A 9,250-nucleotide genomic window follows, 5' to 3' on the forward strand; every position below is an offset into this window, starting at 1 on the left:
ACAATCTGATCGAACCCGGCCAGCACGAAGTAGAGAATCAACGTGCCCACGCCCGATGCAATTGCGGGCGCCCATTCCTGATTGAGCATTTTTGCCACACGCTGCCCAACCTCGAGCCCCAGCGCCACCCAGCCGAACAGCCATGCTATCGCCAGCAAAACTGCCAACACAAGCCCTACGGGGCTAAGGATAATTGTAATCACCAGCGCCAGAACTGCCAGCGGAGAAAGCACCGCGGTCAGCAAACCGGCTCCGGCTGTGATCAGCGGTTCATTGAGCGCGGCATTGGCTACCCGTTCGGTCGGTTCGGCAAAGAATATTACCAACAGAATTGCCAGGGCCGCCCACATAAACATGCGAAAGAAAAACCATACGACTTCAAGCGCCGGGTTATGGTCAACGCTGACGGCAGGCGTGTATACCGCATCTTCGGGCAAGTTGAACTGGAAGGGGGGATTGATGCCCTGAACAACATCGCCATTGATTTCAGCCCCAACCGCCTTGTCCAGAGCAGCCCCGATCGTAACCAGACTTCCATTGACAATTGCCGCTTCGCTCAGTTGAAGCACTCCGCCAATACCAACCATATCGCCGTTAATGGTGCCTGCTGCATCCATAGTGCCACCAATCAGAACCACATCGCCATTTACGGTACTGTTGGCTTCCAGCGTAATCGTCCCACCAAAGACCACGACACTCCCATCCAGAGTTTCGCCTTCGGCCAGCGTATATGTGCCGCCGAAAATAACCTTATCATCAGCCAAACCGCGGGCAAAGGCCGCGTTCGGCCAAACCAGCGCGATCATCAATAACAGATAGGTGAATATTTTGATTTTTTTCATTATTGTGTCCTCCATCGCATTCTCGCCAATCGGGAGAGTGAAATCACCCAAATCAGACTACCAATACTTATCAGAGCAGCGACAACAGCCCACCCGGCTGGTGGCAACAAGCCCGGCAGTGTGCGGAAAGCAACCGCAAATAGATTTTGAAATACATTGACTACCGTAATAAATGTCGTTGCGCGCTGCACCAAGAGTATTAATATTTCTGTCAGTGAACTAAAGCTATTAAAAACCTGCCAACCTAATAAAACCGCAAAGGCTGAAACCGCATTGGCAATTAGAATCAGCGTAATCCACGATTGCCAGCGTTGCCGCGCGTAGCGTTGCAGGCTGCGTTGTTGAGATAGTTGCGCCTGCCAGCGGGTAACGAAGCCTGGCGCAGGTTCAAGTGTGGGTGTTTCCTGAAGCATTGCATCCACCCGGCCCCAGGCGGCTCTCAGGGCATGGCACGCTTCGCACGTTTTGAGGTGCGCGTTTAATAATTGAGCCTGCTCAGGGGCGAGGGGTTCATCGAGAAGAATCCAGGTTTCAAAAGGCTGGTGTTTTTTCATAGGGCGTCCTCTCAGTATTTTGAGATTCAAGCATTTGCGCATCCATCGTTTGATATTGTTCAGCCAATGCACGACGCGCACGATAGAGACGGCTTTTTACAGCGCTAACGCTGAGCGAGAGCGATTCGGCAATTTCTTCATACGAATGGTCGTACCAATAGTGCAGGATCATCGCGGCCCGATCTTTTTGAGGCAAAGTATCAAGCAGTTGCTGCACCTGAGCCTGTTTCTCATCATTGACCAGGCGGATTTCCGGTGAAGGGCCAGGGTCTGGCGGCTGCCACCAATCGTGTTGTTCGTCATCGATCGAAAAAGTTGTTAAACGCCGTTTACGCAACTGATCAATACAGTAATGAGATGCAATGGAAAGCAGCCAGGTTGCAAAAGAACGTTCTGGATCGTAGCGATTTAAATTCTTATAGGCTCGTAAAAAGGCTTCCTGGGCAGCATCTTCAGCATCGCCCGCGTTGCCCAACATGCGATAACACAAACTAAAGACCGGCTTCTGATAGGCTTCTACGATATATGTAAAGGCTTCGTCATCGCCTGCCCGCGCATTGGCGAGCCATATCGCTTCGTTGTCGTTCAAAATTGTGCTCCTGCGATCATTTTGTTGTGCCCTAATATACGCAACCTTTTATGAGAAGTTGCAAAACTTATCCGCTCAAAGAACGGAAGCCTTCGCCCAGCGCTTCATGTGCATGACCGATAACCATGAATGCTTTTTCATCGATTTGACGCACCAGCGCTTTGAGACGCGGTACTTCGGAGGGCATGACCACACAATACAACACCGCGCGCTCTTCCTGAGTATATCCGCCACGAGCGGGGAGAATGGTCACCCCGCGATCGAGTTTGGCGATGATCTGCTCCGTGAGTTGATCGGGGGATTGCGTTACGATCAGTGCGGTTCGGGCGACGTTTAACCCCTGGCTCATCGCTTCCGCGGCCAAACCGCTGACATAGAGCATCACCAATGCGTAGAGTGCGTTTTCCCAGCTAAAAGACAGACCCGCCAGCAAAATGATCAGCGCATCGGTAAAGAGATAACTCTGCGATACAGATATGCCCCGCCAATTACTGAGAATACGCGCCAGAATATCGGAGCCGCCACTGGTTCCCTGCCCGCGGTAGACCAGGCCAAAGCCAAAACCACTCACTACACCGCCGTACAACGCGTTTAATATCAAATCGTCGGTAATACCACCCTCTGGCAAAAATCGCACAGGGAGGTCAACCAGCATCGAAAAGACCAGCACCGCAAAGGCCGTGCGGAAGGCGAAGTGCGGCCCACCAAGAAAGCGCCAGCCCAAAATAAAAAGCGGTAAATTGCCCAGCAAAACCATCAAACCAATCGGCCACTGTGTGTAATGGTTGGTAATTTGCGCCAAACCGCTAACACCGCCACTGGCAAGTTGTGATGGCACCAGAAAAACGCGCAGTGCCAGTGCTTGCAGCGCCGCACCTGCAAAAATCAGAGCGTAATCACGCGCCGCGCGCCAGGTAAAGCGGAATTCACCCGATAATCTATTGGGGTTTAAAATACGCATTGCGCGCTAAAGCCTACGCGTCCAAAAGGGATGTATTAGCCAGGGCTTCAACCACACCGACGACTGCCGAGTTATCCAGTTCGGGCATGCCCATTTGCAACATAGCATCGAAGAGCTGGGTATGCACCGCTGCCGCAGGGATCGGAACACCATATTCGCGCGCCGTATCCATGACAATGCCCAGGTCTTTAGCCTGCATATAGGCTTTGAAACCGGGTTGACGATTGCCCGCGAACAAACGCTCAGGCTTGACATCCAGCGTCCAGCACTGAGCCGCGCCACCCTGAATAGCTGCAACCACCTTTTCAGGATCCGCCCCGGCCTTTTTTGCCAAAATCATCAACTCGCCCATCGCCACCATCTGGGCAGCCACCATAATCTGATTGGCGGCTTTAGCAATTTGCCCCGCGCCAGCTTCGCCAACATGAGTGATGCTTTTGCCAACCGCGTTAAAAATTGGCAACACTTTTTCAAGCGCATCTGCCGGGCCGCCCACCATAATCGCCAGGGTGCCATTTTTCGCGCCAATATCGCCACCGCTAACAGGACAATCCAGCGCCAGCACGCCCTTTTGGCCCAGTTCCTGGGAAATCAGGCGCGCTGTAGCCGGTTTGATGGTTGAATTATCGACGAATATCAGGCCATCCCGCGCAGCTTCGATGATGCCTTCAGTACCGAGCGCCACCAACTCCACATCCGGAGAGTCGGGAAGGTTCGTAAATATCACATCCACCTGGGCAGCCACTTCGGCGGGCGAAAAAGCTTCTTTTGCGCCTTCGGCAACCAACTCGGCTACAGCGCTGCGGCTGCGATTATGTACAACCAGGGGGTAACCAGCCTTTAAGATATTGCGGGCCATCGATTTACCCATGATGCCGAGGCCGATATATCCTACCGTTAATTTCGCTGACATAAAAACTCCTTAGGGGCTGCTGATTCAGTCTTGATAACGTTTCGTAATATTGGGCACTAGATACCCTTCAAAGGCGCGCTGAACATCATAGTCCGGCTGCCAACCCCAATCGCGCCGCGCCGCGCTATCGTCCATCTCCGCGGCCCAACTATCTACTATCGTTTGACGCTTCATATCCGGGGTAAAGTCAATCTGTGCAGCAGGGAAGAATTTCAACACCCATTGCTTAAATTCTTCTGCCGAGAGACTAAAGCTAGTGACATTATAAACACGCTGCCCAATGGCTTCGGCAGGCGCGGCAGCAAGGGCCAACAGTGATTTTACAGCATCGGGCATCGCCATAAAGGGAATGCGCACATCGGGGCGCACGAAACAGCCATACGGTTCGCCTTTCGCCGCGGCGTGAAGCATTTCGGGACCGTAGTCGCTGGTGCCGCCGCTGGGAACGGTGAATGCGCTGATCAGGCCGGGGAAGCGCACGGCACGAAAATCCACCATCGTGGATTGTTCTGCCGCCAATTGACGATAGTATTCGCTAAAATACACCCCCAGCAATTCACAATATAATTTATTCGCGCCATACATCGTGCGGGGATAGTTCCATTCCCACTCGCGTACGCGGGCGTATTGAGTTTTTGTCTCCAGATCGGGCAGGCCATAAACCGCGATCGAACTGGGAAAAATAAATTGCACTGGCTTGCGCCGCCATTCCGATTGCTCCGCGGCCAGGCGCAATAATTGCATAGTGCCATTGACATTGACCTGATGCGCCGCGCCTGGCGAAAATTCGCCGCGCGTCGAAAGCAGCGCGGCCAGATGATAAATGGCTTCAAATTCATATTCGCTCACCAGACGGTCAAGCAATTTCTGGTCGAGGATATCAGCTTCCCAATGTGTGGTCAGCTCGCGTATATCCTCGGGCAGTGGATCCAAATCCAAACTAAGCAGCGGGACATCTCCAGTTTTTGCGAGCGCTTCAATCAGCGCATGACCGATTTCCCCCGCCGCGCCGGTAATTAGAATAGCTTTCTTTCGCATGATACTCTCCTTCAGTTAAGTAGAAGTATGCTAGAATGAATCGGTCGGATGTATTTTACAATACCACAAAATCCGCCGCCAATGACACTTGTCAGGTGTGAAGTATCCATTCTGGAAATCCGAAAACAAAACTTCAACATTTTTAGAAAGATCGAGGAGTTATTGATATGCCACTGAATATTATTATCGGCACCCAGTGGGGTGATGAAGGCAAAGGCCGCGTGGTAGATTTACTGGCCGGACAAGCCGATTATGTCGCCCGTTATAACGGCGGCGATAACGCCGGGCATACTGTACAGGTCGGCGAGCAGACTTTCAAGCTGCATCTGATTCCCTCGGGCGTGATCCAACCCCACACGGTTGGCGTGATCGGCAATGGCCTGGTCGTCAACCCGGCGGTTTTGCTGCGAGAAATTGAGATGCTGGGCACATATGGTGTAAATATCAACCCGGAGCGGCTAAAAATCTCACACGCCGCGCATATTATCACTCCGGCGCATCTGGCGCTGGATGCCGCTCGCGAGCAGGCACGCGGCACAGGCAAAATCGGCACCACACTGCGCGGCATCGGTCCGGCTTACAATCACAAGGCCGAACGTTCCGGCCTGCGCGTGGAAGCCATGCGCAACCTGGAAAATTTCGCCGAGTCCCTCAAAACGCATGTTGAAACCGTCAACAAACAACTGACCGCTCTTTACGATGCCGAACCGCTTGACGCGCAAGCTGTAACAGAAGAATATGTGAACTACGCGCACCAACTCAAACCTTATATCAGCAATGTGTCGATCTTGCTCAGTCAGGCACTGCAACATGGAGAAAATGTACTCGCCGAAGGCGCACAGGGCACGCTACTTGATCTCGACCACGGAACCTACCCCTATGTGACCAGTTCCAACCCCACTGCGCCAGGCGCATTGGTAGGTCTGGGGTTGGGGGTTGGGCAGATTGGGCGCGTGGTCGGGGTTACAAAGGCCTTTCAGACGCGCGTCGGCGAAGGGCCGTTCCCCACCGAAGAGGCGGGCACAGTTGCCGGACATTTGCGCGGCACAGGCGCCAACCCCTGGGATGAATTTGGCACCACCACTGGCCGCCCGCGGCGCGTGGGTTGGCTGGATATTGTGCTGCTGCGCTATGCGCTGCGCGTCAACGGCGTCACCGAACTCACCATCACCAAACTAGATGTACTCTCCGGGCTGGATACGCTCAATATTTGCACGGGCTACCGCGCGGGCGATCAAGTCTATACCGATCTCCCCTTCGGGCCAACCGATCTGGATTATGAGCCCGTCTACGAAGAACTCCCCGGCTGGCAGGAAGATATTATGAGCGTGCGAGCGTGGGAAGAACTTCCTGCCGAAGCGCAAAATTACATCCAACGGATTGAAAAATTGTGTGGGGTGCCGGCAACCTTGGTTTCCGTAGGCCCAGAGCGGGAGCAAATTATCTTGCGGGTTTAACCTTCAGCCGATGAAACACATACCTATCATCTTAATAACTCTTTTACTCACAGCCTGCCTGCCCCTGCAAGATTTGCCCGATTTGCCCACGGAAACGCCCGCCCCGACGCAGACCGCCACCCCAACAGTGATCTGGTTTCCGCCCACGGAGACTCCAACGCCAGGCCCCACGCTGTTACCCAGCGAAACGCCGGTACTACGCCCAGAGGTTGGCACCCTACTATACAGTGATTCCTTTGCCTCCTCCGCGGGTTGGACACTGCTCACAACAGTGAACAGCAATATCTCAGTCGCCAATAACGAGATCACGCTAGCGCTTTCACAACCCAAAAGCTCTCTCTTCAGCGTGCAAGAAGGGTATTTTTTTAGCGATTTCTATGCCGAAATCACCACCAGCCCAAGTTTGTGCAGCGGAGTTGACGAATATGGTTTGCTCTTGCGTTACAATAATCCCACCAATTTTTACCGCTTCTCGCTCTCATGCGATGGACAATTGCGCCTGGATCGAGTCATCAGCGGCACGGCCTCATCAGCACAGGGCTGGATGCGCAGCGCGGCGGTACCTTCGGCGGCCCCCAGCATTTCTCGCCTGGGGGTTTGGGCCTCGGGGAGAGAGATGCGCTTCTTCGTCAACGACCAGTACCAATTCAGCATCAGTGACCCATCACTAAAGAATGGGGCGTTAGGCGTATTCATCCGCTCGGCAGGCGAAACCGCAGTGACGGTTAGCTTTTCGGATTTGACGGTCTATCAGATTGAACCGTAAACAATACACCACAAAGATACTAAGGCTCAAAGAAAAAAACTTGATGGCATTGCACTAAAAACTACTTATGAGTAAACGCAAATTCCGCAACCGGCTTAACGATCTAGATACCAAAGAATGGCTCAAATTTCAGAAATCGTGGTTTGTGCATAATCCGCCGCCGCGTAAAAAAGATGTGTTACAACATCCGGCAAAATATCCCGAAACGTTGGTGCAGGAGTTCATTGAGTTTTTTACCAAACAAGAGGGGGTTGTCTTCGATCCGATGGCGGGTACCGGCAGCACATTGATTGCCGCGTTGCGTGCGGGACGTCACAGCTATGGCATTGAACTCAACCCGGCTTATGCAAAAATGGCGCGTCAAATGCTGCTCGAGGAACGTCAAGCCCTGGGGGATACCAACGACCCACTCATCGCCGAAGTCGTCACTGGCAACTCCACTCAAATTGCTACAATCTTCCCAGAGTATGACATCCCCCCCCTTGATTACGTCATCACTTCACCCCCTTATTGGGATATGCTCAGCGCTAAAGGCGCGGAAACCCAGAAAAAACGCCGGGGAGACGATTCGCTGGACGTGGTGTATTCCGACCACCCAGATGATTTAGGCAATATCCCCGATTACGAACATTTCCTAAATATGCTCGTGCGGATTTATATCCAAATGAAGCCGTTTCTGAAACCACGGGCTTATATCACGATTATCGTGAAGAATGTGAAGAAAGGGGGCAAAATGTACCCCTTGGCCTGGGATTTGGCCCGGCGGTTGGATGGAACCTACACGCTCAAAGACGAAAAAATCTGGTGCCAGGATAATATTCGTCTGTTTCCTTACGGGATGGGCAACGCCTGGGTGAGTAATACATTTCACCACTATTGTTTGCAATTTCGGAATGAGTAACGAAAAAAAATATAACCACAAAGACACCAAAACTCAAAGAATATGGCTTGAGCGATTGACGAAAAATTTTCATCCTTTGTGATTTTGTGCCTAAGTGGTGAATCTTTTTGTTGATTACACTGAGTGTGCAGTTATTGGATACCGAATAACCATGCTAACCTCCTCCGACTTCATCACCATCCCCTACACACCCGATATGACCCAGGCAGGAATTGCCTATGCCTGCAAATCGCTGCACTTCACCTACAATCGCATGGGCACTTCGCCGGTGAAACGCTTGCAGCGCATTGTGGCAGGGGTAGCAGTAGAGCTGGCTTTCCGACGCTTACTGGCCGCGAAGCAAATTCCCCACGACAATCTGGGAGCCACTCCTTTCACCGATCCTGATCGTTATGATATTGCCATTGGCGGGCGGCGCTGCGATATCAAGAGTTTCTTGCTCACGCATAAAGAGCGTATCAGCCAGGTGCGTCAGCAACCCGCCAATTTGCTCGAAGCGCAGGCATTGGTACCGCTCGACCAAATCAAGGCGGACCGCGGCACTGATGATGATATTTTTATTTTCGCCTTTCTAAACGCGTTACTGACCCCCAATCAGGCAACCCTAAAAAAAGCACTCGCTGCCGAGCAGCCAGTATATCTCATCTACACGCTGCCTAAACACTGGGCACGTCCCCAGGCATGGCAACCTTTGGGCGCGCTCACGCTCAAGAGTAATGCGAGTCAACTATTAAAAATTGAACTCAACGGACAAGACCCGATGCGTTCGCCCCAAAAAGAACAATTCATACTACGTCCCGGCAAGCGCGTCACCGCCCGAAAAACATTTTTTGCCCTGAATTCGCTGCATAGTCCGCAACACGCCGATGGGCAGATCGGCATTCACAGCCCTGTGCTGAATGAAACGCGGGTTATCCAGCCGCTGGATTGGGGCAATATCTGGGTCTATGGCATGGAAATCAATTTTTGCGGATATATGCCCCGGGGTGAGTTCCGGCAAAAAGCAGAAACCTTGCCCGCGGGTTCGCGCGTGTTCCAGTATCCACGCACGCGCACCCCGAATCTATCTCTGCCCATGAAGGCACTCTATCCTCTAAGCGAGTTGTTTCAGCAGGCAAAGGTGTGGAAGAACAGCACAATCGGAATGAAAAAGCTGTAAAAAGATACTAATTCGCATCAATTTCGAGTACAATTGTTCTAATAGTCAGGTGAGAGTAATTTGGCACTGC

The 9,250-nt window shown here is 52.4% G+C and carries 10 protein-coding genes; 4 read left to right on the forward strand and 6 right to left on the reverse strand.

Annotated features, from left to right (window positions below):
- From HN413_15810 to HN413_15835, 6 genes are all read right to left on the reverse strand, one after another.
- Positions 1 to 842 (reverse strand): hypothetical protein (locus tag HN413_15810; protein MBT3391864.1); only part of this gene is annotated, 842 nt, incomplete at its 3' end.
- A complete protein-coding gene (locus HN413_15815; GenBank protein MBT3391865.1) occupies positions 842 to 1,396 on the reverse strand; it encodes a hypothetical protein in 555 nt (184 codons plus the stop codon). The genes HN413_15815 and HN413_15810, both read right to left, overlap by 1 nt.
- Positions 1,374 to 1,988 carry a sigma-70 family RNA polymerase sigma factor gene (locus HN413_15820; GenBank protein ID MBT3391866.1) on the reverse strand — a complete coding sequence of 205 codons (615 nt, stop codon included), beginning with the start codon at positions 1,986 to 1,988 and terminating at the stop codon, positions 1,374 to 1,376. Before HN413_15820 ends, HN413_15815 begins: the two co-directional genes overlap by 23 nt.
- Before the next feature lie 64 nt (positions 1,989 to 2,052).
- Positions 2,053 to 2,946: a YitT family protein gene (locus HN413_15825; GenBank protein ID MBT3391867.1), complete on the reverse strand. Its 894-nt coding sequence runs from the start codon at positions 2,944 to 2,946 to the stop codon at positions 2,053 to 2,055.
- A 13-nt stretch (positions 2,947 to 2,959) separates the two neighbouring features.
- Positions 2,960 to 3,859 (reverse strand): NAD-binding protein, encoded by a 900-nt coding sequence (locus tag HN413_15830; GenBank protein MBT3391868.1) that lies wholly within the window; start codon positions 3,857 to 3,859, stop codon positions 2,960 to 2,962.
- 24 nt (positions 3,860 to 3,883) lie between these two features.
- Positions 3,884 to 4,897, reverse strand: a complete 1,014-nt coding sequence (locus HN413_15835) for an NAD-dependent epimerase/dehydratase family protein (GenBank protein ID MBT3391869.1) — start codon at positions 4,895 to 4,897, stop codon at positions 3,884 to 3,886.
- 167 nt (positions 4,898 to 5,064) lie between these two features.
- Between HN413_15835 and HN413_15840 the strand changes: the two genes are divergently transcribed.
- From HN413_15840 to HN413_15855, 4 genes are all read left to right on the forward strand, one after another.
- Positions 5,065 to 6,354: an adenylosuccinate synthase gene (locus HN413_15840; protein ID MBT3391870.1), complete on the forward strand. Its 1,290-nt coding sequence runs from the start codon at positions 5,065 to 5,067 to the stop codon at positions 6,352 to 6,354.
- Between the two features lie 10 nt (positions 6,355 to 6,364).
- Positions 6,365 to 7,120: a hypothetical protein gene (locus HN413_15845; GenBank protein ID MBT3391871.1), complete on the forward strand. Its 756-nt coding sequence runs from the start codon at positions 6,365 to 6,367 to the stop codon at positions 7,118 to 7,120.
- A gap of 67 nt (positions 7,121 to 7,187) precedes the next feature.
- The gene (locus HN413_15850) at positions 7,188 to 8,021 is read left to right on the forward strand and encodes a site-specific DNA-methyltransferase (GenBank protein MBT3391872.1); all 834 of its coding nucleotides are present in this window, start codon (positions 7,188 to 7,190) and stop codon (positions 8,019 to 8,021) included.
- 151 nt (positions 8,022 to 8,172) lie between these two features.
- A complete protein-coding gene (locus HN413_15855; GenBank protein MBT3391873.1) occupies positions 8,173 to 9,180 on the forward strand; it encodes a hypothetical protein in 1,008 nt (335 codons plus the stop codon).
- Positions 9,181 to 9,250: the final 70 nt, after the last annotated feature.

It is taken from the genome of Chloroflexota bacterium (assembly GCA_018648225.1).
In the GTDB taxonomy this organism is placed as follows: Bacteria; Chloroflexota; Anaerolineae; order Anaerolineales; family UBA11858; genus NIOZ-UU35.

What these genes read in the sequence shown, in the direction of transcription:
- HN413_15835 (MBT3391869.1), bottom strand. Translation starts at nt 4,897, where the DNA reads ATGCGAAAGAAAGCTATTCTAATTACCGGCGCGGCGGGGGAAATCGGT.
- HN413_15845 (MBT3391871.1), top strand. Translation starts at nt 6,365, where the DNA reads ATGAAACACATACCTATCATCTTAATAACTCTTTTACTCACAGCCTGC.
- HN413_15815 (MBT3391865.1), bottom strand. Translation starts at nt 1,396, where the DNA reads ATGAAAAAACACCAGCCTTTTGAAACCTGGATTCTTCTCGATGAACCC.
- HN413_15830 (MBT3391868.1), bottom strand. Translation starts at nt 3,859, where the DNA reads ATGTCAGCGAAATTAACGGTAGGATATATCGGCCTCGGCATCATGGGT.
- HN413_15855 (MBT3391873.1), top strand. Translation starts at nt 8,173, where the DNA reads ATGCTAACCTCCTCCGACTTCATCACCATCCCCTACACACCCGATATG.
- HN413_15825 (MBT3391867.1), bottom strand. Translation starts at nt 2,946, where the DNA reads ATGCGTATTTTAAACCCCAATAGATTATCGGGTGAATTCCGCTTTACC.
- HN413_15850 (MBT3391872.1), top strand. Translation starts at nt 7,188, where the DNA reads ATGAGTAAACGCAAATTCCGCAACCGGCTTAACGATCTAGATACCAAA.
- HN413_15840 (MBT3391870.1), top strand. Translation starts at nt 5,065, where the DNA reads ATGCCACTGAATATTATTATCGGCACCCAGTGGGGTGATGAAGGCAAA.